The following is a 21,490-nucleotide window of genomic DNA, read 5'->3' on the forward strand; positions in this document are numbered from 1 at the left end:
CGAAGCGCCTCAGGCGCAGCGCCCCCGATACAGGCCGTTGCAGATGGGGCGGGAGCCGCAGTTCAGGCAGTCGCCGTCGAATTGGGGCACGTGCAGTTCGGCGGCGGGAATCTCCCAGCCGAGCGGGGCGCGCAGGCGCCAGGGTCGGCGATCCTGCGCGGTGTAGGACAGGCCGGAGCGGTGGGCCTGCACGGACTGGTTGCGCTTGGGGCCCATCCGGTAGGTGCGCCCGTCCTTGATCAGCGTGGAACCGGTCTCAATGAAGGTCATGGACACGTCCGCCTGCTCGCACTGGGCGCGCAGGGAGCGGACCCAGTCGACGTCGAGCGGCCGGGCGCCGCCGTAGTTCTCTCCGCCCACGATCAGTTGCTCGATCTGCCCGTCGGACAGATAGCGCCCCAGTTCGATGGGGCCGATTAGGGGCGCGGCCATGGCGCCCTTGTGCGTGAAGGGCAGGTCGAGCAGCACGGGCAGGCGCTGGTCGGTGCGGCGCTGGTTCTCAATCGACACCGAGAGCATGACGTTGTCCCAGCCGTCGCCCCAGTCACTGGGCAGGCAACGGGCGACGCGGTGGGGGCGCTTGGTGAGCAGGAAGAACTTCACGTCCGGGCGGGCGCGGATGATGTCCCAGGCCTCCTCGCGCCAGGGGTCGGCCTGGCGCAGGAAGAAGTCGCTGGTCATGCACACGCGCAGCATCTCGCCGGCGCGGACCTTGTAGGCGCCGGTGCGGTCGACGGCGAGCGGGTAGCGGAAACCATCGTCGCCTACGCGGCGGATGAGCTCGCCGTCGACGCCTCGCGAGGCGTCTTGGAACATCATGAAGCAGTTGTCGCAGCCCTCGGAGACGCGGCGGCAGCCGTGCCAGGGGTTCCAGGTATCGTGCACGCCCCTCCTCTCATGTCGACACGAGCCGAAGCAGGCCGACTCACATCGAATCGATGTTAACCGATTTCTCGCGCGCTCGCCTATCCGCGGACCGCGGAATTGCGAAACGCCACGAGTGTTCAGCCGCGCGTCCGCGCAAGTGGCGGGTCTTGCCGCGCCGCTTGGTAGCGTCGAAGCGTGCGGACGGCTCCAACAGACCTCACAACGACGACGCGCCCCTCGCCTGAATACGGCGAGGGGCGCACGCCAACGCGCGCGGACGAGGCCCGACAGCGAACCTTAGGCCTGCGACTGCCCGGAATCCGGGTTCTGCGGGCCAGCCGACTGCTGCGGCTGCTGTGACGCCGAGTAACCCTGCGGCGCCTGCGGCTGAGGAGTCGGTACCTGCGGCTGCTGAGGCACCGAGTAACCCTGCTGAGCCTGATGGGCCTGTGGGAACTGCTGCTGCGGGGCAGCGTAAGGCTGCGGACCGGCGGGCGGCTGAGCCTGGTTGGCCTGCCACTGCTGAGGCGCCGGGTAACCCTGCTGAGCCTGATGGGCCTGTGGGAACTGCTGCGGGCCCCCATAGGCGGGGAACGCCGAAGCGGCGGCGGGTTCCTTCTTGACGAGGGACATGATCGAGTAGATGGCGATTGCGATGAACAGGAGCGCGTCAATCAGGACCATGAAGTAGCCGAAACCGCGTGAGGCTCCGTAGTCGAAGACCTCGTTGTTACCGAGCGCCTCACCGAACCCCATCAGAGCGCCGACGATGGCAACACTCGGGATGACCCACATGACCCCCTTGGCGACCTTGTCCTGCAGGAAGACAAGAACCGTGGCGGCGATCGTGCCAATGAGCAGGATCCAGAAGAAGGCTCCGTCCCGGCTCCCAGCCAGTGACATCGAGTTGGAGTAACCCCACACGGAAATGGATACGAACGGGGTGAACATGGCCAGGAGCGTGACAACCACGGTGGCCGCGGACAAGCCGCCGAGAATATTGCGCACATTCGTCGGGAAATGCGGGCTCGGTTTGGCCAGCAGGTTCTGGAACTGCGCCTGGGCCTGTTGTTGGAAGCCCGGTTGGGCGGAGGGCGGCGCGGCGGATTGCTGCGGTGCCGCATAGGCCTGCTGCGGTAGCTGAGCGGACTGGTAGGCGGGCGACTGCGGCACACCCGCCTGAGCCGAGGATGCCGGATCGGAGCCGGCCGGTGCGCCACTCTGGGCGTTGGAGTCGCTCGGGATGCCGTTCTGAGGCTCCGGAGACACGGGGTTACTCATGGGCTCACCCTACGTCGGCTCAGTCGCAAGCCGCATGGGAGGTACGACACGGTGAAGTTACAGGTCACCGCGGAGGCGAGTCTCGCGCGGGAGCTCAGGTTGTGCCGCTACGGCGACAGGCCACTCAGACGCTCATGCGGCACCGGCCGCCCCGGGCGCGATGACCGCCAGCCCCAGAGCTCTGGCAGCTTCGCCAAATCTGTGGTCGTACGTGAGTACCGCGTCTACATTTAGCCTGATCGCAGCCTCAAGGTGCAATGCATCCAGGGTGCGCAGATATGGCATCGGCAATAAACCCGCATTGCGGAAGACCGCCCGGTCGAGGGACGCGAACGACACTCCTTCAAGGAGCCGCGTCACGTCGTCCTGATTAAGACTCTCTCGGACCGCAATACGACGCAACTCAACCTCAAGCAGATCACTGGAGACCAGCGTGCTTGGCGTCCGATCGAGCCAGTCGAGCAGCGCAGGACTCTCGGGTTGATCAACCAGCAGCGCACCTAAGGCAGAGGTATCGACGTATACGACTTCGTTCACCACGGCGCACTACCCGCGATCCGAGCGCAGGTCATCGAGCGATTGCAGGAAGTCCTGCGCGGATTCCCTCCGCTCGATCCCGAGTTTCGCCCAGCCGCCCCGCCGCCGCGCCGGACGAGTCACCGGCAGCGCAGGAGCAAGCTCGTTCAATGGCACTATCCGCGCCACCGGGACACCACTGTTGGTTATCACGAAGGACCGCCCCTCTCCCACCTCACGCAGCACCCGAGCGGACTCGTTGCGCAACTCACGCTGAGACAGCCTCTCGATCGGCGGCTCGACGGTCACCATGGTTGCACTGTAGCACGGATGCGACGCGTGTGTCTGGCGCGAGCACCGACATCCTGCTCGTCACCGCTCACCCCGAAGTACGTCCGCCTCCCAAGCGGCCACGGCGGCCAACTCCCGCGGCGCACTCTCACCCCAGAGGCTCACGGCTCCGAGGCCTAACTCCCCGTGTACCCGCTCGTCCGTCACAAGAACAGCGTACTGATGCGGCCGCGCCGGCGCCGTCGTCCGAGCGACGACGACGCCAGCGAGCCGGCCACCGTCACAGGTAGTGGGCGCGCAGGTCCTGCGAGGTCTTGGCGGACAGGTCCGCCAGCGTCACGTCGAAGACGGTGCGTGCGCCGGACTCGCCGCGGGCGGCCAGCCTCACCGCCGCCCGCCCCATGGCGGCCACGACGGAGCCGGTGAACTCCGGGTTGGAGTCGAGTTGCAGCTCGAAGTTAACGGTCTCGGCGACGCCGTCGGAGGTGTGTCCACGGCGAACCACGGTGCCGCCGTGCGGGATGCCGGCGTGCTCGGCGGCCAGTTCCTCGGCGGTGATGAAGTTGACGGTGGTGTCGTAGTCGGCGAAGTAGTTGGGCATCTCCTTGATCTCCCGCTCGATGCGGGCCAGGTCGGCACCCTCCTCGGCCACCACGTAGCAGTCGCGCGTGTGCATGGAGCGGGTGGTCAGTTCGACGTCGTCGCCGGCCTTGACCGCGGCGACGGTCGCCTCGACCGGGCGGGTGTACTGCTTGGCGTCCACGACGCCGTCGATGCGGCGCAGGGCGTCGGAGTGCCCCTGGGAGACGCCGGGGCCCCAGAAGGTGGTGGTGGCGCCGTCGGGCAGGACGGCCTCGCCCAGGACCCGCAGCATGGAGAACAGGCCCGGGTCCCAGCCGGTGGAGATCAGGGCGACGTGCCCAGAAGCCTTGGCGGCCGCGTCGACGGCGGCGAAGTGCTCGGGGATGCGGGCGTGGGTGTCGAAGGAGTCGACCGTGTTGAACAGCGCGGCGGCGGCCGGGGTCTGTTCGATCAGGTCGGTGGCCGAGCCGCCGCAGTTGAGGCAGACGTCGACCTTGTCCGCCCAGGCGGGCATGTCGTCGACGTGGGCGACGGGCGCGCCCTGAGTGGTGACCGTGGTCGGGTCGCGCCGGGTGAAGACGACGACGAGTTCCATGTCCTCGTTCTTGGTGATTGCCTGCTCGGTGCCGCGCCCGAGGTTGCCGTATCCGTTGATCGCTACCCTGATCATGCTTCCTCCTGGTGTGTTTGCTATGGGGCGATCCTAGAGACCGGGCGTGTTGCCGCCGTGTGACGTGTCGGGGAGCGGTACCTGCAGCATCGTTCGCCACTCCGGCGAGGCATAGGGGACAATGCGCCCGGACGTTGGGGTAACACATACGGAGGAGACGACATGCTCGACGTACTCAGGGCCCGATTCGAGGCGCATCCGCACCGACATCAGGGCATCTCCTGGGACGCGGTCGCCGCCCGCCTGGCCGCGCATCCCGAGGCGCTGATCGCGCTCGGGCGCATGGAGGACACGGGCGGGGAGCCCGACGTCGTCGCCTATGACGCGCAGGCGGACGAATTCGTCTTCTACGACTGTTCGGCCGAGACCCCCGCCGCTCGACGCAGCCTGTGCCTTGACGACGAGGCCCTGCGCTCCCGCAAGCGGAACCCGCCGCGGGGCAGCGCCGCGGGCGAGGCGGCGGCGATCGGCGTCGAGCTCATGGGCGAGGCGGACTACCACCACCTGCAGAGCCTGGGCGAGTTCGATCGGAAGACCTCGACCTGGCTGGCGACGCCGGCGGATGTCCGGGCGCTGGGAGGCGCACTGTTCGGCGACCGGCGCTTCGGCCGGGTCTTCGTCTACCACAACGGCGCCGACTCCTACTACGGGGCGCGCGGCTGGCGCGGCGTGCTGCGGGTTTAGCGGCCGGGGTCAGCGCGCAGCCGGCGTCAGCCGGTAGGCAGTCATGCCGTCTTCGGTGTTTTGGAGGAGATGAAGGCATCGAAGTCGAAGGGCTCCGCGGGGCCGCTCGCTTCGCCTGCTGCAAGCGCCTCGCGCAGTGCCGTCGGCCCCGCCGCGCGGCGTGCAATGGCTGCTGCCCGAGGATCGTCGGGCAGCACGACGAGCCCATCGGTGACGCCGGGCCAGTGCAGGGGCGGGGAGAAGCCGGCACGTGCGAGCGCCGTGCGGATGGCGGCGGCTTGGGGGTGGGCGATCACCGGCTCGTAGGCGGCCCCGGGGTTGATGACGTCCAGATCGGCGACGGCGGCGTGTAGGCGCGCCAGGCGGGCGCGACGCCGGGTGAGCTCGGCGCCTAGCCCCGGGGCGGCGAGCCGGGCACGGTAAGTGCCCGGCATGGGCGCGGGCGCCCAGGCGAGGTCGAGCAGGTCCTCGACGGCGTCCATGAGTACGGGCACATCCCGGTGGCGCTCGGCGATCGCGGCGACGGCGGCCAGGTCCGCGTTCAGCTCGTCCCGGGTCGGCGCCGTCGACCGGGCGAGCCCGTGGACCACGCCGCCGAGCGGGATGGGCAGCAGCTTGCGCAGGCTCGCCACCAGGAAGTCGACGTCGTTGAGGTGAGCGGCACCGGCCCCGGGTTCGGCGCCTGCCAGCAGTTCTTCGGAACGTTCCAGCGCCGTGTGGGTGGCGTCGACGACGGTGCGCGCCCCGGTCGAGCGGGCGGCGGCGAGCACGGCGCGGAGTACGCCGTCGGCCCGGTTGCCGAAGGTCTCGGCGTGCAGGATCAGTGGCGGCCGGTCGCAGGCCGCAAGCGCGGCGGCGAGGGCGCCGGGGTCGAGCAGGCCGGATGGGGCACAGTCGACGTCGGTGACGTGCAGGCCCTCGAGTTCGAAGGGGGTGGTCATGGCGGTGCAGCGCACGCGGGGCGCCAGGACCTCGCGGACGCCGTCGGCGAGGGCCTCGCGGGCCACCAGGGCCAGCGCGTGCCTGCCCGCGGCGGTGAACACGGGCGATGCCGGCTGGGACGTAGGCATGCGCCCAGGGTAGGCCCGGCGCACACTGTTCGCATGAAGGACCTGTCGATCCCGCCCGGCCCCGGCTGCCCGCGGGGGCTGACGGTGCCGGCGGCGGAGCTGAGCGAGCAGTTCACGCATGCCTCCGGCCCCGGCGGCCAAGGCGTAAACACCGCCGACTCCCGCGTCCAGCTGAGCCTGGACCTGGCGACGACGACGGCGCTTGACGAGCGGCAGCGCCAGCGGGCCCTGCAGAACCTGAACGAGCGCCTGACCGGGACGGTGCTCACGGTTACCGCGGCCGAGCACCGCTCCCAGTACCGCAATCGGATGGCGGCGCGGGAGCGCCTGGCGGCGTTGCTGCGGGGTGCGCTCGCGCCGCCGGTGGCGCGCCGGGCAACCAAGCCCACCCGTGGTTCCCAGCGTCGTCGTCTGGCGGCCAAGCGACGGCGCGCGGAGCTTAAGGGCCTGCGGCGCAGACCGTCCGCCGAGTAGAGCCGCGGGCGCTTGCCGGACGGCAGGGATGTGGGCGAGCGGTCTCAGAGACCCGCGAGCGTCTTTGAAGCTCCTCCGCTCATAATCGCGCGGGGGTTGCGCAGGCCCGCGCCGGCCAGGCGCGCGAAGCCGAGCTTCTCGTAGTACGGCAGCATTCCCGGATCACAGCACAGATCGACGGCGTACATGTCGTCGAGCTGGGCTAGCAGTCGACGCACCAGTTCCGCGCCGATCCCCCGGCCCTGGTAGTCGGGGTGGACCTCGAGCCAGGGGATGAAGGCGTTGAGCACGCCGTCGCTGATGGCGTTGATGTAGCCGATGACGCGGTCGCCGTCGAGCGCCCAGACGCGCCGGTAACTGCCGTCCATGACCGCCACCAGCTGCTGCGGGGAGGGAGGAGACGGCCAGCCGACGAACATGCCCTCGATCTGTCCGGGAGCGACGGCGCCGCGGCCGGTGAGGTAGGTCAGCTCGTCCATGGCGGGGATCCTACGGCGGAATTGCTCCCAGCAACGTATGTCACTCAGCCCTGGGCTGCGCCACTTCACCGTCTGCAACGCCACTTCGGGGTTAACAACGCCGGTTAACCGTCTGCTGAAAGCTCCTGGGGTATACAGCAGAACGTTAAGTAGCGTTGTTAACGTCCAACCGGCGCAGCAGACACCTCGGCCCCGATGCAATCACCACACACCCAAACCGGAAGAACCGGTAACACCGCAGACGTCGCACACGGGCGCGCGGTCACTCCTCGATGATCGGGAAGCACGCATCCGTAACCCAGGTGGACGGGTCGGGGTTGTGCGCCGGGCCGACCCGGTAGATGTTGAGCATGGGTCCCGTGCGAAGGTTGTGGGCCGCGATGTAACTGCCGATCGCCGCGGTGACCTCCGGCATGCCGTCATATCCGCCATGTAGCGTGGCGGCCACGACGTCGCGCGCAGGCACCTCACGGCATTCCAACGGCGCTACCGGTGTGAAGGGTTCCGGGACTCTGATCCAAACCTCGAGCTCTACATCAGTCTCCCTGTACTCCGGGTCTAGGTAGGTCGCCCCACCCAGCCCTTCGTCATGACTGGGCAGTTCCAGGCCGCTGCGCTCCATGAGCGGCACGATCTCCTGCCACAGCCGGCCCTCGTCGTTGTAGGACGGCAGGACGCGGCGCAGGACTGCCACGGTCATGGCAGGCATGTGAATCTGGCGGACATCGATATCCATGGTCGACTCCTTGAGATAGGCGTTGATATGTTCAAACGCGGCGCTCATGCGTTCCAGACGTTCCCGCTCGGCATCCAAGCGGTCGCCGTGGGCGGACATGATGGCGCGCACACGCGTCGGATCACCACGGTTGGCCATAATCTCGGCGATCTCGCCGACCGGCATTCCGGCGTCACGCAGTCGCACGATCCAATGCGCGTCAGTGAGCTGAGAGGGCGCATAGGACCGGTGCCCGGTGAATGGGTCAATGGCGGCGGGCTCGAGTACACGCTGCTCCTGGTAGTAGCGCAGCATCCTCACGCTGATCGCCGTGAGCCTGGAAAACAGACCGATACGCAGCAGTCCCTCGTCGTGATCCATGCCTCCATGGAACATCCTCACACCGTGTCAGATGCAAGGGGGCGCGTCATCCCCTCGCACGGGCTATACACCCGACATAACGTAGGGTATGTAGCTACACAGGAGGTGTTGACATGCCCTCGATCACCGCTCGCGACTTCAACCACGATGTCAGTGCCGCCAAGCGGGCGGCCAATGAGGGACCGGTCATCATCACGGACCGAGGCAAGCCGGCTTACGTTTTACTGACCATCAACGACTACCACCGACTCGGGGAGACGGGCGCCTCGCTCGTGGACAGGCTGAGCATGGATGACGACGTCGAGTTCGAGCCGGCCTCTATCGGTCTGAAGGTTCCGGAGTTATGAGCTACCTGTTGGATACCAATGTAGTCAGCGAGCTCCGCAAGCCCGCCGCGCCGCACACCTGCATGTCCCCGACCCGCGGCCGGAGCGCGACGCACTGATCGCGGCCACCGCCGCGGTCCACGGCCTGACCGTCGTGACGCGCAACGTCAAGGACTTCGCACCGCTGGAGGTAGCGGTCGTCAATCCGTGGGAGGGCACGCCCCGATGAGCAAAGCTGTGCAGGCAACACAGTTCCGTCAGTCCAGGAAGGCGCGGACCTGTGAGGCGAAGAGGTCCGGCTCCTGGAAGATGGCGCCGTGGCCGGCGCCGGGGTAGAGCTCCTCGAGCCTGGCGGCGGGTAGGCGCCGCCCCAGGTCCAGGGTGTTGGGACTGGGAACCATGAGGTCGTTGTCGCCGTTCACCACCAGGACCGGGTGTTCGATCCGGGACAGGTCCTGCGGCTCCTGCCGCCCCCAGCCGCGCACGGCCCTGAGCTGGCGCAGGAGTCCGGGCACCCGCGCGGCCGTGTCCGGATGCTTGAAGGCCGCCACGCGGCCCAGGAACTCATCCGCCCTGTCCCAGGCGGTCACGGGGAAGAACAGGTAGTGACGGGGGTCCTTCCGGGTCAGCGCCGCCTTCGCCATGGCCCAGAAGGTCAGGCCCGGCACCCTGGTGATGCCCGCGCCTCCCGCCGGGCCGGTTCCGGCCAGCACGGCCATGCGGAACCGCTGCGGATGGGTCAGCAGCAGCTGCTGGGTGACGAAGCCGCCCAGCGAGAGCCCGAGCACGTCTACCCGCTCCGGCCGTGCGGCGTCCAGGAACTCGATCACGCCGTCGGCCATACCCGCAACCGTGGTGGGCGCCGAGCCGGACGAGCCGCCCATGCCGCGGTAATCCACCGCTATGACCGGGCGGTCCTGCGCCAACCGGTCGACCAGCAGCGGGTCCCAGCCGTCGAGGGTGGCCGCCAGGTGGTTCAGGAGCAGCAGGGGCACCCCGCCGCCGGAACCGGCCGCCCGGTACGCGAAATGCGCCCCTTGGGGTACACGGTCATGCGCTCGACCGGCGCGTCCGCGTATGGGCCGTCGAAGTACTTCACGGCGCTCACTCCCTTACCTCCACGACGATCTTGCCCGGGCGAGCCCTCCCGGAGGCGGACAGCTCCATGGCCTGTTCCAGCTCGTCCAACCGGAAGGTGTGTCCCACCAGCGGCTTGATGCTGCCGCCCTCAATGGCGGGGGCGAGTTGCGCCAGTCGGCCGCCGTCGGCACGCATGAAGAGGAACTTGTACGCGGCTCCCCGCTGCTTGGCGGCGCGGCGCGCGTCGCGACTCATCAGCCACATGACCGGCTTCAGGATCGGCTTGCCCAGCTGTGCCGCGAACTCAGGGTCGGGCGCACCGACGACCGAGACCATGGTGCCTCCCGGTCGCAGCACCTGCATGGAGCGCAGGGTCTCGTCCTTTCCCAGGGTGTCCAGGACGACGTCGTAGTCCTTGACATGGTCCTCATACCTCTGGGTGCGGTAGTCCACGACGACGTCGGCGCCCAGCTCGCGGGCCAAGTCGACGTTCTTGGTGCTCACGGTGGTCGCAACCGTGGCGCCAAGGTGCTTGGCCACCTGGATGGCGATTGAGCCGAGGCCACCGGTACCACCCTGGATGAAGACCTTGTCCCCCGGCTTGACTCGCGCCTTCTCCATGAAGGCCTGCGCGGCCGTAAGCAGCACCAGCGGCAGGGAGGCCGCCTCGGTGAAGCCGAGCCCGGCGGGCATGGGGGCGAGGTCGGCGGCGTCGACGGCGATGGCCCGCGTGAAGGTGCCGATCCGGTTGATGCCCGGGCGCCCGAACACGTGGTCACCCACCGCAAGGTCCTCCACGCCGGGGCCAACCTCGGTGACGACGCCGGCGAGCTCCTGCCCCAGCACCTGCGGCAGCCGGTAGGGAATAAGCTGCCGGAACTGCCCGGCGGCGATCATGCGATCCAGCGGGTTGAGGCCGGCCGCACGGATCTCAACCACCACCTGCCCTGGACCGGCCGCCGGCTCGGGTACGTCCAGCCACTCGAGCGTCCCACCGTTGCGGTAGGAGGTAAGGGCGTAGGCCTTCATCACGTCTGCTCCTGTCTCTGTCATGCTCCCATCGGGATACGACCCGGCAGGCGACAACCATCTAAGTCCAGATCGCGAACTTAGCCTGCGCCGGCTGCGCTGTCAACCGGACAGTCCAGCCGACACCGCCTGCTTCATGCACGGCCTTCATAGGTTCTTCGCGTTTGCGGGGTGCGGCGGGCCGGCGGTCGGCGTGCGTGTTTGGAATGCTGGACACGTACGCCCGGGGGCGTCTTGAGTTCGTCACCAATGCGGCTGGCATTCACAGCCAAGAGGCCGCGGCCTCGAGCCGGCGCCCACATGACTTCAATGGCTCCAACGAATCCTCCGCCGGCCACCAACACCGTCGATCCGAGAACGACCCCGCCAACCCGAGAACGACCTCTTTGGCCCGAGTACGACCCGGGTTCGGCCAATACGTCCTCGCCAACCCGAAACCCTCCACATTCGGGAGGGTTTGGGGCCGCCGAGGTCGTATTCGGCAGACCGGCACTTACCGAGAGCGACTCCGCCAACCCGAGAACGACCTCTTTGGCCCGAGTACGACCTCGCCGAGCCGAAACCGACCACCGCATCACAAACCCAGCCCAAACCGCCACACCCACAAACACGGAGAACCCCTGCACACCCCGGTCGCGAGCCGTGGAGCTCAGTGCTACGCTCCCTGGGTATCAAAAGCGGACTCAGAGATGCGCCGGGCTCGCAGGCGACGAGCGTACGCGGGTGCGACGCGCATGCACGGATGCGGCCACACCTGCAGGCGAGCCGACGAGCCTGTTCCGCCCGCATCGACGCCGCATATACACGCATCCAGGAGACCGCGGCGCCATCGGCAGCCGCAACGGATCAGGGAGTGTCAGAGACCATGACGGGACCACAAACCACCTGCCCCATCGCCGCCAGCCTGGAACTGCTGGGCGAGAAGTGGACTCTACTGATCCTTCGCGATATTCACCGGGGTATATGCCGGTTCAGCGACCTGGAGGAGAGTCTCGGATGCCCGCGCTCGGTACTGTCGGCGCGACTGAGGAAACTCGTCGAACACGACATCCTGCGGGCCGAGCCCTACCGGGAGCCCGGCCGCAGGCAGCGACACGCCTACACCCTCAGCACCAAGGGACGCGATCTTGTCCTCGTGCTGGCGGCGCTACAGCAGTGGGGACTCAAGCATCTGCCGGACGTGGCACCGATTGCGCCGGAGCCGGTTCACCTGGGTTGTGGCAGCCCCATCGAGGCGCGCCTGTCCTGTCGCCAGGGCCACCACGTCGACGCCGAGGACGTCGGCCTTCCGAAATGGTCGTAAGCCACCGCCATCGCACCGTCGGCACTCAGGCGGCTTGGATGGGCTTGATGGCGTCGAGCTCAGCGGCGATGCGGCCCTCCGCCAGTTCCAGCTCGTACCGCGACTGCAGGTTGAGCCAGAACTGCGGCTCAACGCCGAAGTAACGCCCCAGGCGCAGCGCCGTGTCCGCGGTAATCGCCCGCTTGCCATGCACGATCTCGTTGATCCGACGCGGAGGCACACCGATCGACACCGCGAGCTTGTGCTGCGTAACGCCGAAGGCATTGATGAAATCCTCCATCAGGACCTCGCCCGGATGGATCGGCGCGTAGAGCTTGTCAGTCATGGTGCACCTCAGTGGTAGTCCTCGATGATCACGTTCTCGGGTCCGGCGGCGGTCCACACAAAACAGATCCGCCACTGGTCATTGATCCGGATGCTGTACTGACCTCTGCGATCACCCTTCAAAGCTTCGAGGTGATTCCCGGGCGGGACTCGAAGCGAGTTGAGCGACACAACGGCATCAAGCTGACGCAGTTTCCGGTTTGCCGTCCGATGAATCCGTGGGTCGATCCGCCGGGCCGGCTCACGCAGCCACACGCACTCCGTATCCCGATCACCGAGGGACCTGATCACTCACCCAGAGTGATACACATGACGCACCACGTCAATAACGTCACCGGACTCGTCCCGACCATTCTCATCCAGGATCTCAGCGTCCAGCGCCTTGCCCGCGGCGGCGGCCTGAATACAATGTATTCACGAACCACGAGAAGGAGCCGACCGTGAGCACCATGACAGTGCGCATGAACGAGCAGGATGCCGAACTCGTCCGCAAGTTCGCCCGGTTCGAGGGCGTAACCGTCTCCGATTTCGCCCGTACCGCGATCCTGGAGAAGATCGAGGATTCCTACGATCTACAGGAGCTGCGCGAGGCGATCGCGCACGATTCCGGCGAGCGTTTCAGCATCGACGAGGTCCTGTCCGAACTCACCTCATGACCGCGCAGACCAGCCCGTACCGCGTCGAGCTGACCATGCGGGCCCGCAAACAACTGAAGAAGATGGACCGGTTTGACGCCAGGATCCTCGCCACCTGGATCAAGAACAACCTCGATGGGTGCGCCGACCCCCGCGCCTTCGGCAAGGGGCTGACCACGAACCGCTCGGGCGAATGGCGTTACCGCGTGGGCTCTTACCGGATCCTCGCGCTCATCCACGACGACATCGTCACGATCGAGGTCTTCTCCATCGGACGTCGCGACAAGGTGTACAACGACTAAGCCGACTCGCTACACATTGAATCTGAACTCGACCACGTCGCCGTCGGCCATGACGTAGTCCTTGCCCTCCATGCGGACCCGCCCGTGCGCGCGGACCTCGGCCATCGAGCCGTACTCCATGAGGTCGTCGTAGGAGACGATCTCCGCCTTGATGAAGCCCTTCTCGAAGTCGGTGTGGATCACACCCGCCGCCTGCGGGGCGGTCCAGCCCTTGTGGATCGTCCAGGCGCGCGACTCCTTCTCCCCCGCCGTCAGGAAGGTCTGCAGGCCGAGCGTGTCGAAGCCGACCCGCGCCAGCTTGTCCAGACCGGACTCGTCCTGGCCGTTCTCGTGCAGCATCTCGGCGGCCTCATCGGGCTCCAGCTCCACCAGCTCGGCCTCGAACTGGGCGTCCAGGAACACGGCCTCCGCCGGGGCCACCAGGGCGCCGAGCTCCTGCTGTCGGGCGGCGTCGTGCATGCCGGCGTCGTCCAGGTTGAACACGTAGATGAAGGGCTTGGTGGTCATCAGCTGGAACTCGCGCAGGATCTCCTCATCCAGTGCCTTGCCCGCCGCGGCGGCCGACAGCAGCTCGCCCGCCTCCAGCACCTTCAGCGCGGCCCGCGCCACCTCCAGCACGGCGGCGTCGGTCTTCTTGCCGCGCACCTCCTTCTCCAGACGCGGGATCGTCTTCTCCAGGGTCTGCATGTCGGCCAGGATCAGCTCGGTGGCAATGGTCTCAATGTCCGAGGCGGGGTCGACCTTGCCGGCCACGTGGACCACGTCGGGGTCGTCGAAGGCGCGGGTGACGATGCAGATGGCGTCGGCCTCGCGGATGTTGGCGAGGAACTGGTTTCCCAGTCCCTCCCCCTCGCTGGCGCCGCGCACGATCCCGGCGATATCCACGAAGGAGACGGTGGCGGGCACGATCTTCTGGGAGTGGAACATCTTGGCCAGCGCGTCCAGCCGCGCATCCGGCAGGGGCACCACACCGACGTTCGGCTCGATCGTGGCGAAGGGGTAGTTCGCCGCGAGAACGGTCGCCCGGGTCAGGGCGTTGAACAGGGTCGACTTGCCGACGTTGGGCAGTCCAACAATTCCGATAGTGAGTGCCACGGGGCGAGTGTAGCGGCCCGCCGCTAAGCGCCCGGAATTCATGTCGGCGCCCCGTGTCATGGTGGCCCCATGTCCACAGCGCTTCCCATCCTGCTACTGCTCATCGGCCTGCTCGTCGGGGCGGTGGCCGGTTACGCCCTGGCGGTGGCCCGCTCGGCTACCGCCCGTGCCGGCGGTCGCGACGACGCCGCCGCCCTGCGCTCCGAGGCGGCCCAGTGGCGGGCTCGCGCCGAGGAGCTGACCGCCCGCACCGCCGCGGCCGAGGAACGCGCCGAGCGCGACGGCTCCGTGCTGCGCGCCCTCGCGCCGGTCCGCTCCCAGTTGGAGCAGGTCGGCGCCCGGGTCGAACGGATGGAGCAGCAGCGCGCCGCCGAGCACGCCACGCTCACCGAACAGCTGCGCGCGGGAGCCGAGTCCGATCGCGAGCTGCGGCGCACAACGACGGCGCTCGAGGGCGCCCTGCGCTCGCGCTCCTCGCGTGGGCTGTGGGGTGAGGTCGAGCTCGCCCGCGTGCTCGAAGCCTCCGGGATGATGCGGCATATCGACTTCTCCGAGCAGCGCTCGGTGGCCTCCGTGGTCGGTCGCCGCAACGGCGCCGGCGGCAGCGGGGGCGCCAGCGGCAAGTCGCGGCCCGACGTCGTCGTGCACCTGCCCGGCAACGGATTCCTGGCGCTGGACGCCAAGGTGCCATTGGACTCCTACCTGAAGGCCTGCGCCGTCGGAGCAGATCCCGACGGCGCCACTACCGACGGTGCCGCCGCGCCCAGTCCCGCCTCACCCGGCGGGCCCACTACCGACGGCACCCTCTCCGGGCACGGCGCCCACTTCGGGACCGCCACGCAGGAGCGCCGGGCCCGGCTGCTGGCAGAGCACGCCAAGGCGCTGCGCGCTCACGTCGACGCCCTGGCCGAGCGTCACTATGCGCGCACGCTCCAGGACTCCCCGGAACTGGTGGTGCTGTTCGTGCCGGCCGAACCGATCCTGGCCGCGGCTCTGGAGGCCGATCCCACGCTCATGGAGCACGCACTCGACCACGGGGTCGCCCTGGCCACGCCCGCTTCACTGCTGGCGCTGCTGCGAACCTGCGCGACCGCATGGGCGCGCACCGCCGTCAACGACGACGCACGCGAGTTGGTAGAGCTCGGGCGCACGCTTTACGAGCGCCTCGGCACGGTCGCCAGACATCTCGACACCCTGGGCTCCGCCCTGACGCGCTCCGTGACCGCGTACAACCAGGCGGTCGGGTCCATGGAGTCGCGACTACTGGTCACGGCCCGCTCCTTCGAGACCTTCGGCGACGGTCTGACCACGCCACGGCAGGTTTCCCCGGATAACGCGCAGGTTCGGCGCTTCGCCAGCGCCGAGTTGGCGGCGGACTCCGAGTAGCGGCAGGGCTCCGCAGAGACGGCGATTCGCAACGATGGGGTTACATATGCGCTTTCATTCACATAAACTAGTTACACGCGATATCTCACAGCAACCTTCCAGGTGCGCCCCCTAGCGTACCTGGCGAACTTTGAATCTACCTTGTGGAGGTTCTTCCTACATGGCAGCCCCAACCACCAGCAGCCCCCCATCCAGCGCCAACGCCACTCGTGGCGAAGCCTCATCCGCGCGCGATGAAGTACTCGACCACCTGGACACCCTCGCCTCCAAGCAGCAGGAGCTGCAGGAGCAGCTCAGCACGCTGCGCGACGAGCGCGACAGCCTCATCCTGCGCGGGCTCGCCAATGGCCTGAGTTCCACCGAGCTGGCCGAGACAGCCCACCTGACCGGGGCGCGAGTACGCGCCATCGCCGATGCCGCGGCGGACTCCTCCGCCCGCGAGCGCATCTCGCGGGCCATGTCCATACTGGTCGCCCACCGCCCCCCGATCTGCACCACCTACGGCGCGCTCGCAGAAGCCGTGGGCATCGGCTCGGCGAAGGGCGTGGCCTCCTCGCTGGCCACCAACCCCGAGGTCCCGGCCCGCGCCGGCGCGCGCGTACTCCTGCTGCGCTGGGCGAATCCGGCGCTGGGCGGCTACGTCATTCCCAGCGAGGAACCCTCATGGCAGACCCAGGGCGACGACACCGCCTCACGCCTGGACTGCCTTCAGGCCGAGCACCTGGTGGTGCAGGTCGACTCCCCGAACGGACCGGTGTGGCTGGTTCCCTTCGATCGGGTTGTGGCCGACGCCGATACCCTGGCAGGCATCATCGGCTGAGCCTCGCGCTCCGCGGGTCCCGAACCGTGCACAGACAGCGAGCTGTCGGCCGCGCCCCAACCGGTGCGCGGCCGACAGTTCAACGGGTGTGGTCGTGCGCGGGGCGGTCACGCTCCGGGGCGCGGCCGCCGGCGGCGGTCTTGAGGTCGGCGCGCAGGTTCTTCGGCAGGGAGAAGGCGATCTTCTCCGTCGCGGTACGCACCTGCTCGACGTCGGTGAACCCCAGCTCCCCCAGTCGCTCGATCACCTCGCGCACCAGAATCTCCGGCACCGAGGCCCCGGAGGTCAGGCCCACGGTGTTCGCGCCGTCGAACCAGGAGGGATCCAGCTCGCGGGCGTAGTCGACCCGGTGGGCGGCGGGCGCGCCGGCCTCCAGGGCAACCTCCTTCAGTCGCACGGAGTTGGAGGAGTTGCCGGAGCCGACCACGATCATCACGTCCACCTGCGAGGCGATGGTCTTGACGGCCCCCTGCCGGTTCTGAGTGGCGTAGCAGATGTCGTCACCGGGCGGGTCACTCAGGCCCGGAAAGCGCTCCCGCAGGCGCCGCACCGTCTCCATGGTCTCGTCCACGGACAGGGTGGTCTGGCTGATCCACACCACCTTGCTCGGGTCGCGCACCTGTACGGAGTCGACCTCGTCGGGGCCGTTGACCACCTGAATATGGTCGGGTGCCTCCCCCTGGGTCCCCTCGACCTCCTCGTGGCCCGAGTGACCGACCAGGATGATGTCGTAGTCGTCCTTGGCGAAACGAATCGCCTGCTTGTGTACCTTCGTCACCAGCGGGCAGGTCGCGTCGATCGTCTGCAGGTGGCGTGCGGCCGCCTGCGCGTGCACGGCCGGGGACACGCCGTGGGCTGAGAAGACCACGCGCGCCCCCTCGGGCACCTGATCGGTCTCCGAGACGAACACCGCGCCCCGCTTCGAGAGCGCCTCGACCACGTACTTGTTGTGCACGATCTCCTTGCGCACGTAAATCGGTGCCCCATAGAGGGCCAGGGCCTGTTCCACGGCGTCGACGGCGCGATCCACGCCGGCGCAGTAGCCGCGTGGGGAGGCCAGCAGGATGCGCTTTCCGGGCCGGCCGGCGGCATCCGGCGCACCCGCAACTTGAGCAATCGTCACGCCCCCACTGTGCCACACCACCCGGTCGGGCGAACACGCCCCGGCGGCGTTTAACGTGGCACAGTGGAGCACGTGACCGACTCCTCGCCCCGCCGCACACCTTCGCCGCCCGCGCAGGCGCCCCTGAACCCGCCCGCCGCCCAGCCCGCTGGTCCCGGCACGAGCCGGCCCCTGGCCCGTCTGGCGCGTGAGACCACCCCGGAGAACCCCTGGCCGCTGCGGCTGCTGTCCACCAAGATCGACGAGTACGTCAACAAGATGACCTTCGTGTGGGTGGAGGGGCAGATCGTCCAGTTCAACCGGCGCCCCGGCTCGGGCATGCAGTACCTGACCCTGCGCGACGCAGACGCCGACATGTCCATGTCCGTGTCCGTGTTCACCCGGGAGTTGGCCGCCATCGAGCGGGCCACCGGCGTGCAGGTGACCGAGGGGGCCCGCGTCGTCGTCCACGCCAAACCGCGCTTCTGGACCAAGCGCGGCAGCCTGGAGTTGCGCGCCGACGACATCCGCCCGGTCGGTATCGGCGACCTGCTGGCCCGCATCGAGCAGCTGCGCCGGATCCTGGCGGCCGAGGGCCTGTTCGACGCCGAGCGCAAGCACCCACTGCCCTTCCTGCCCCGCAAGGTCGGGCTGGTTTGCGGCCGCAACGCCAAGGCCAAGGACGACGTCGTCGTCAACGCCCGCCTGCGCTGGCCCGGCCTGCCCTTCGAGATCCGCGAGGTAGCCGTGCAGGGGGCGCAGGCGGTGCGCGAGGTCACCGCCGCCATCCGGGAGCTCGACGCCGACCCGAGCGTGGACGTGATCGTGGTGGCGCGCGGGGGTGGGGCCGTGGAGGACCTGCTGCCATTCTCCGACGAGGGGCTGGTGCGGGCCGCGGCCGCCGCCCGCACCCCGATCGTCTCCGCGATCGGGCACGAGACCGACTGCCCGCTGCTGGACCTTGTCGCCGACTACCGGGCGTCCACCCCCACGGATGCGGCCCGTCGCATTGTGCCGGATCTGGCCGAGGAGACCATGGGGCTGGACCAGGCCCGTGAGCGCATGCGCACGGTGCTGCGCTCCCGCCTGGACGCCGAGCAGCGTGGCCTGGACCAGGTGCTGGCCCGGCCGGTGATGGCCGATCCGACGCTCATCGTGCGCGACCGGGTTGCCGAGCTGGAGCAGGCCCGCGAGCGCATGCGCCGGGCGCTGTCCGCCACGCTGTCCCTGGCCGACGCCGATCTGCGCGCCGATCACGCCCGCCTGCGGGCCCTGTCCCCCCAGGGTGTGCTCGACCGGGGCTACGCGATCCTGCGCAGCCCGGGCGGCGGCATCATCACCTCCGCCCAGCAGCTGAAGAAGGGCGACCTGATCGAGGGCGTGCTGGCCTCGGGCCGCCTGGTGGCGCAGGTCGTGGGTACCACCAAGCCCGCCTCCAACGCACCCGAATAACGAAACGCCGCCCCGCGCCGGGTCGGACTACACCCACCTGACCCACCTGCGCCGAGCCCGCCCCTGCCGAGTGCCAGATTCAGCTTCCCGGCCGCGTCACCGACTCCCGCTCAACCACGCGCCCGACGATTCGCAGGTTCTGCGGCTGCGCATCCGGGTTGTCCAGCAGGCCGTAGAGCCGCTCCACCGCCCACGCCGCCATCTCCGCGTGCGGGAGGGCGATGGAGGTCAACGGCGGGGACAGCGACTCGTTGATCAGCACCATGTCGTCGAATCCGACCACGGACAGGTCCTGCGGTATGCGCAGTCCCAACTCGGCGGCGGCCGCGTACACGCCCATGGCCATGGCGTCGGCGAAGCAGAACACTCCGGTGGGGCGCTGTGCCGGTGGCGCGTCGAGCAGCCGGATGGCGGCGTCGTGAGCGGCGCGACCGGTCGGCGTGCAGGCGACAACGACGGGCTCGATGCCACTAGCGCGGCAGCGGGCGAGGAATCCCTGTGCGCGCCCGTGAGCCGCGGGGATGTCATCCTGATTGTTGATCATGGCCACGCGGCGGTGCCCGGACGCTAACAGCGCCTCGGCGCCGGCGCGGCCGCCGGCCACCTCATCCGGCACTACCCAGGAGTAACGGGCGTCGGCGGTGAAGGCGTTGACCACCACCGTGGGCACGCCCGCCAAGGCCGATGGCACCGTCACCTTCTGGTGGTAGAGGGCACCGAGGATGACGCCGTCGACTTGATGGTCCATGAGGGTGGCGATCACACCGTCCTCGTCGTCGGCCGTGTCGGCGACGATGAGCAGCCCGCCGCGGGCGCGCACGGCGTCCTGGGCTCCCAGCACCATGCGGCCCAGGTGTTCGGTGGTGGCCAGTTGGCGCCCGACCAAGGCGATCGTGTCCGTGCGTCGAGTGCGCAGGGCGCGGGCGGAGGGATTGGCGCGGTAGCCGAGAGCCGCCGCCACGGACTTGACGTGGCTGCGGGTCTCCTCCGAGACGCGCGATCCCTCCGGGTTGTTCAAGGCGTGCGAGACCGTCGTGACGGATACGCCGGCCTCCCGGGCCACATCCTTGATGGTGACCCGGTCAGCCTTGCAACCAGGACTCATCGGTCACTCCCTCCTGCAGACACTCGGGCAGGCGGTAAGTATCTCCCATGTGGTCCGCCGCGATGCAGGCGCGGGCCATCAAGACCATCGGCGTACCAGGCGTGCAGTTGCTTGCCGGTTCGCGCGGAGTCTCGATCCGGATTCATCATGCCCGAGCGTTAACTGGCGCACATCCGCCGCCCGCGTGCAACAATCGGTGCCATGAGCGCACCCTCCCCCGCTGAGTCGATCGGCCCCGCAGACGCCAACGCCGACGTCGCCTCCCTGCCCTACGAGCAGGCCCGCGAGCAGCTGGTCGGCGTCGTCCAGCGCCTGGAGGCCGGTCAGGTTCCCCTGGAGGAGGCCCTGAAGCTGTGGGAGCGCGGCGAGGCCCTGGCCGCCCGCTGCCAGTCCTGGCTCGACGACGCACGCGCCCGCCTGGCCGCCGTCGCCGGCAACGGCAGCGAGCCCGCCGAATCCGCCGGCCCCGACGCCAATTCCACACCCTTCTGAGCGCCCTTCCGCCCCGTATTCGCTTGTCACCGTCCGCCCTCGCCACCGCCCATCAACCATGAGGAGCCCAACATGTCCGCACCCGGCCCCGCAGGCGCCGCCCTCGTCATCGGCGAGGCGCTCGTCGACGTCGTCATCCACCCCGGTCAACCCGCCCAAGACATTCCCGGCGGCTCCCCCGCCAACGTCGCCCTGGGGCTCAGCCGCCTGGGCCGCGACGCCGAGCTGGACTGCTGGATCGGCACCGACCCGCGCGGCCTGGCGGTGAAGGCGCACCTGGAGGCCTCCGGAGTGCGGCTGACACCGGGGTCCGACGGCGCCGAGCGCACCTCGACGGCACAGGCCACCATCGGCGCCGACCGCGCCGCCACCTACGTGTTCGACCTGGACTGGAATCCGCCCTACCCGCAGCGCACTGAGGGCGCCCCCGCGCCACTGCTGGTGCACACCGGCTCCATCGGGGCGGTCCTCCAGCCCGGCGCACGCACGGTCGAACAGGTGCTGTCCGACTACCGGGCCACCTCCACGATCTGCTACGACCCCAACGCCCGCCCGCAGCTGATGGGCACGCCCGAGCAGGCACGCGCGCAGGTCGAGCGGCTGATCGCCCTGGCCGATGTGGTCAAGTGCTCCGATGAGGACATTGCCTGGTTCTACGGTGAGGACGCGGATGTCGAGGCCGTGGCGCGCGACTGGCTGAAGCTGGGCGCGGCCGTCGTCGTCGTCACCCGCGGCAAGCAGGGTTCGCTGGCGGTGACCGCCTCCGGGCTGCGCATGGAGGTGCCCGCCGACCCCACCGTGGTGGTCTCCGACACCGTCGGCGCGGGCGACTCCTTCATGGGCGGGCTCGAGGACGGCATCTGGGCCGAGGGCCTGGTGGGCGCCGAGCAGCGTGAGGCGCTGCGCAACATCGACGCCGCGGCGCTCGAGCGCGTGCTGCGGCATGCGGCCGCCATCGCGGACATCACCGTCTCCCGCGCCGGCGCCAACCCGCCCACCCGCGCCGAGCTGGAGAGCCACACCGCCTGA

26 protein-coding genes are annotated in these 21,490 nt (G+C 68.9%); 11 read left to right on the top strand and 15 right to left on the bottom strand.

Going from position 1 to position 21,490, the window contains the following annotated elements; translation table 11 throughout:
- Nucleotides 1–9: 9 nt before the first annotated feature.
- The 5 genes from C3B71_RS11960 to C3B71_RS11980 all read right to left on the bottom strand — a co-directional run bounded on the left by C3B71_RS11960 (nt 10) and on the right by C3B71_RS11980 (nt 4,207).
- Complete coding sequence (locus tag C3B71_RS11960; RefSeq protein ID WP_108968316.1) at nt 10–885, bottom strand: DUF5131 family protein; 876 nt, start codon at nt 883–885, stop codon at nt 10–12.
- A 279-nt stretch (nt 886–1,164) separates the two neighbouring features.
- Nucleotides 1,165–2,148: a hypothetical protein gene (locus C3B71_RS11965; protein ID WP_146752327.1), complete on the bottom strand. Its 984-nt coding sequence runs from the start codon at nt 2,146–2,148 to the stop codon at nt 1,165–1,167.
- 132 nt (nt 2,149–2,280) lie between these two features.
- Nucleotides 2,281–2,685: a type II toxin-antitoxin system VapC family toxin gene (locus C3B71_RS11970; protein WP_199912506.1), complete on the bottom strand. Its 405-nt coding sequence runs from the start codon at nt 2,683–2,685 to the stop codon at nt 2,281–2,283.
- Between the two features lie 9 nt (nt 2,686–2,694).
- Complete coding sequence (locus C3B71_RS11975; RefSeq protein WP_108968324.1) at nt 2,695–2,976, bottom strand: type II toxin-antitoxin system Phd/YefM family antitoxin; 282 nt, start codon at nt 2,974–2,976, stop codon at nt 2,695–2,697.
- Nucleotides 2,977–3,235: 259 nt separating this feature from the next.
- Nucleotides 3,236–4,207: a diaminopimelate dehydrogenase gene (locus tag C3B71_RS11980; RefSeq protein ID WP_108968326.1), complete on the bottom strand. Its 972-nt coding sequence runs from the start codon at nt 4,205–4,207 to the stop codon at nt 3,236–3,238.
- 162 nt (nt 4,208–4,369) lie between these two features.
- Between C3B71_RS11980 and C3B71_RS11985 the strand changes: the two genes are divergently transcribed.
- A complete protein-coding gene (locus C3B71_RS11985; protein WP_108968328.1) occupies nt 4,370–4,891 on the top strand; it encodes a DUF4256 domain-containing protein in 522 nt (173 codons plus the stop codon).
- Nucleotides 4,892–4,932: 41 nt separating this feature from the next.
- Here C3B71_RS11985 and C3B71_RS16520 read toward each other — a convergent pair whose 3' ends face one another.
- Nucleotides 4,933–5,961 (bottom strand): type II toxin-antitoxin system ParD family antitoxin, encoded by a 1,029-nt coding sequence (locus tag C3B71_RS16520; RefSeq protein WP_234415900.1) that lies wholly within the window; start codon nt 5,959–5,961, stop codon nt 4,933–4,935.
- A 33-nt stretch (nt 5,962–5,994) separates the two neighbouring features.
- Here C3B71_RS16520 and arfB point away from each other — a divergent pair, with 33 nt between their 5' ends.
- The gene (arfB, locus tag C3B71_RS11995) at nt 5,995–6,435 is read left to right on the top strand and encodes an alternative ribosome rescue aminoacyl-tRNA hydrolase ArfB (RefSeq protein ID WP_073328413.1); all 441 of its coding nucleotides are present in this window, start codon (nt 5,995–5,997) and stop codon (nt 6,433–6,435) included.
- 44 nt (nt 6,436–6,479) lie between these two features.
- Here the strand turns inward: arfB and C3B71_RS12000 are convergent, their stop codons facing one another.
- Together C3B71_RS12000 and C3B71_RS12005 are read right to left on the bottom strand one after the other, a co-directional pair.
- Nucleotides 6,480–6,914, bottom strand: coding sequence for a GNAT family N-acetyltransferase (locus tag C3B71_RS12000; protein WP_108968330.1), 435 nt, complete (start codon nt 6,912–6,914; stop codon nt 6,480–6,482).
- Between the two features lie 262 nt (nt 6,915–7,176).
- Complete coding sequence (locus tag C3B71_RS12005) at nt 7,177–8,010, bottom strand: MerR family transcriptional regulator (protein ID WP_073328407.1); 834 nt, start codon at nt 8,008–8,010, stop codon at nt 7,177–7,179.
- A gap of 113 nt (nt 8,011–8,123) precedes the next feature.
- On the opposite strand from C3B71_RS12005, the gene C3B71_RS12010 reads away from it, so the two are divergent.
- Complete coding sequence (locus C3B71_RS12010; protein WP_108968332.1) at nt 8,124–8,357, top strand: type II toxin-antitoxin system Phd/YefM family antitoxin; 234 nt, start codon at nt 8,124–8,126, stop codon at nt 8,355–8,357.
- Between the two features lie 236 nt (nt 8,358–8,593).
- Here C3B71_RS12010 and C3B71_RS12020 read toward each other — a convergent pair whose 3' ends face one another.
- Nucleotides 8,594–9,331 carry an alpha/beta fold hydrolase gene (locus C3B71_RS12020; protein WP_159097688.1) on the bottom strand — a complete coding sequence of 246 codons (738 nt, stop codon included), beginning with the start codon at nt 9,329–9,331 and terminating at the stop codon, nt 8,594–8,596.
- Between the two features lie 109 nt (nt 9,332–9,440).
- Nucleotides 9,441–10,469 (bottom strand): NADP-dependent oxidoreductase, encoded by a 1,029-nt coding sequence (locus C3B71_RS12025; RefSeq protein WP_199912507.1) that lies wholly within the window; start codon nt 10,467–10,469, stop codon nt 9,441–9,443.
- A gap of 841 nt (nt 10,470–11,310) precedes the next feature.
- On the opposite strand from C3B71_RS12025, the gene C3B71_RS12030 reads away from it, so the two are divergent.
- Complete coding sequence (locus C3B71_RS12030) at nt 11,311–11,748, top strand: winged helix-turn-helix transcriptional regulator (protein WP_108969895.1); 438 nt, start codon at nt 11,311–11,313, stop codon at nt 11,746–11,748.
- A 25-nt stretch (nt 11,749–11,773) separates the two neighbouring features.
- Here C3B71_RS12030 and C3B71_RS12035 read toward each other — a convergent pair whose 3' ends face one another.
- Complete coding sequence (locus C3B71_RS12035) at nt 11,774–12,073, bottom strand: HigA family addiction module antitoxin (protein ID WP_108968338.1); 300 nt, start codon at nt 12,071–12,073, stop codon at nt 11,774–11,776.
- A gap of 8 nt (nt 12,074–12,081) precedes the next feature.
- The gene (locus C3B71_RS12040) at nt 12,082–12,363 is read right to left on the bottom strand and encodes a type II toxin-antitoxin system RelE/ParE family toxin (protein ID WP_108968340.1); all 282 of its coding nucleotides are present in this window, start codon (nt 12,361–12,363) and stop codon (nt 12,082–12,084) included.
- 158 nt (nt 12,364–12,521) lie between these two features.
- On the opposite strand from C3B71_RS12040, the gene relB reads away from it, so the two are divergent.
- Together relB and C3B71_RS12050 are read left to right on the top strand one after the other, a co-directional pair.
- Nucleotides 12,522–12,728 (top strand): type II toxin-antitoxin system RelB family antitoxin, encoded by a 207-nt coding sequence (gene relB / locus C3B71_RS12045; protein ID WP_234416267.1) that lies wholly within the window; start codon nt 12,522–12,524, stop codon nt 12,726–12,728.
- Nucleotides 12,725–13,009, top strand: a complete 285-nt coding sequence (locus tag C3B71_RS12050; RefSeq protein WP_108968344.1) for a type II toxin-antitoxin system RelE family toxin — start codon at nt 12,725–12,727, stop codon at nt 13,007–13,009. The genes relB and C3B71_RS12050 overlap by 4 nt, the downstream gene beginning before the upstream one ends.
- A 9-nt stretch (nt 13,010–13,018) precedes the next feature.
- Here the strand turns inward: C3B71_RS12050 and ychF are convergent, their stop codons facing one another.
- Nucleotides 13,019–14,104 (bottom strand): redox-regulated ATPase YchF, encoded by a 1,086-nt coding sequence (gene ychF, locus C3B71_RS12055; RefSeq protein WP_108969897.1) that lies wholly within the window; start codon nt 14,102–14,104, stop codon nt 13,019–13,021.
- 69 nt (nt 14,105–14,173) lie between these two features.
- Here ychF and C3B71_RS12060 point away from each other — a divergent pair, with 69 nt between their 5' ends.
- Entirely contained in the window at nt 14,174–15,490 is a 1,317-nt protein-coding gene (locus C3B71_RS12060; protein ID WP_108968347.1) for a DNA recombination protein RmuC, read from the top strand.
- A gap of 160 nt (nt 15,491–15,650) precedes the next feature.
- Entirely contained in the window at nt 15,651–16,310 is a 660-nt protein-coding gene (locus C3B71_RS12065; protein WP_108968349.1) for a hypothetical protein, read from the top strand.
- Between the two features lie 79 nt (nt 16,311–16,389).
- Here C3B71_RS12065 and C3B71_RS12070 read toward each other — a convergent pair whose 3' ends face one another.
- Nucleotides 16,390–17,433 (bottom strand): 4-hydroxy-3-methylbut-2-enyl diphosphate reductase, encoded by a 1,044-nt coding sequence (locus C3B71_RS12070; protein WP_181574796.1) that lies wholly within the window; start codon nt 17,431–17,433, stop codon nt 16,390–16,392.
- Between the two features lie 63 nt (nt 17,434–17,496).
- On the opposite strand from C3B71_RS12070, the gene xseA reads away from it, so the two are divergent.
- Nucleotides 17,497–18,864, top strand: coding sequence for an exodeoxyribonuclease VII large subunit (gene xseA, locus C3B71_RS12075; protein ID WP_108968351.1), 1,368 nt, complete (start codon nt 17,497–17,499; stop codon nt 18,862–18,864).
- Between the two features lie 79 nt (nt 18,865–18,943).
- On the opposite strand, the gene C3B71_RS12080 is transcribed toward xseA, so the two are convergent.
- Nucleotides 18,944–19,969, bottom strand: coding sequence for a LacI family DNA-binding transcriptional regulator (locus C3B71_RS12080; RefSeq protein WP_108968353.1), 1,026 nt, complete (start codon nt 19,967–19,969; stop codon nt 18,944–18,946).
- A gap of 201 nt (nt 19,970–20,170) precedes the next feature.
- Between C3B71_RS12080 and C3B71_RS12085 the strand changes: the two genes are divergently transcribed.
- Together C3B71_RS12085 and C3B71_RS12090 are read left to right on the top strand one after the other, a co-directional pair.
- Nucleotides 20,171–20,461, top strand: coding sequence for an exodeoxyribonuclease VII small subunit (locus C3B71_RS12085; protein ID WP_073328383.1), 291 nt, complete (start codon nt 20,171–20,173; stop codon nt 20,459–20,461).
- A 72-nt stretch (nt 20,462–20,533) separates the two neighbouring features.
- Nucleotides 20,534–21,490 carry a carbohydrate kinase family protein gene (locus C3B71_RS12090; RefSeq protein ID WP_108968355.1) on the top strand — a complete coding sequence of 319 codons (957 nt, stop codon included), beginning with the start codon at nt 20,534–20,536 and terminating at the stop codon, nt 21,488–21,490.

It is taken from the genome of Actinomyces sp. Z16 (assembly GCF_003111765.1).
GTDB classification, from domain to species: domain Bacteria; phylum Actinomycetota; class Actinomycetes; order Actinomycetales; family Actinomycetaceae; genus Actinomyces; species Actinomyces glycerinitolerans.